The sequence below is a fragment of the Bartonella sp. MR110HLJHH genome, from assembly GCF_042194225.1.
GTDB lineage: Bacteria > Pseudomonadota > Alphaproteobacteria > Rhizobiales > Rhizobiaceae > Bartonella > Bartonella grahamii.
The window spans coordinates 1-757 of sequence record NZ_JBHIMQ010000090.1 but is presented as its reverse complement, the minus strand read 5'-3'; the positions used below and the strand labels follow the sequence as shown (position 1 = coordinate 757).

Annotated in this window: 1 protein-coding gene and 1 pseudogene; both read right to left on the bottom strand. The window is 35.1% G+C overall.

Annotation, left to right across the window (positions count from 1 at the left end):
• Positions 1-24 precede the first annotated feature (24 nt).
• Positions 25-398, bottom strand: a pseudogene (locus ACFIKB_RS09515) (XRE family transcriptional regulator).
• A gap of 65 nt (positions 399-463) precedes the next feature.
• Positions 464-757: DNA adenine methylase (locus ACFIKB_RS09510; protein WP_375653515.1), on the bottom strand; the 294-nt coding region annotated here is incomplete at its 5' end.

Sequence of the window (757 nt, the reverse complement as noted above, 5' to 3'; positions counted from 1 at the left end):
ATAAAAGTTAGGGAATAGGATTTTCTAACATTTCTCTATAAAGCACGCTTCGCACAATGTTTCTAATGTTTCTTTGAAGTCTGCTAACGCTTCTTGATGTAAGCCATCTAAAAGCCTCATAAACGCAACAACAGTTTCACGTTGCAACGGAGTAGAAGGTTTTATTATGATGCTTTTTCGACACGAATAGGCTTCTTTTTTTAAGAGAGAAGCCATAGCTTTATCTAAACCATAAAGCTCTATGATCTTTTCTTCCAATCCTACAGGAACAGATTTTTTCCAATCTCTACAGAAGATAAAAATGCTACAGATATGTCTAATTTCTTAGCCATATCTAAGAGGCGTTCTGAGTGATCAACGCGAAGTTTACGTAAAATTTTACCAAAGGGTGTAAGCATCAAAAAAAGTCCTATTAGAGAAGAAATATTTTTTCTGATTCTAACAAATCTTTTTATGATTTTCTTCAATTATTACGAATCAAGAGTTCTTTTCGGGGTGGTTTTTTAGCAAAACCAGATGTCCAAAGGGTCTCTAATTCTAAAAAGTCAAAATCCCTAAAGATCTCTCGAACCGCATCACAATCATTGAGACTCAAAACAAATTTGCCTTGAATGCTTTTGAGAACTTTTGCCATACTCACAAAATCATCTTCAACAAAATTCCCAGAGCTGTAACATTTCTTCTTCACAAGATAAGGCGGGTCTAAATAAAATAAACTGTCGGGTGCATCAAAAAGTTCGACAACTCGCTCCCACGA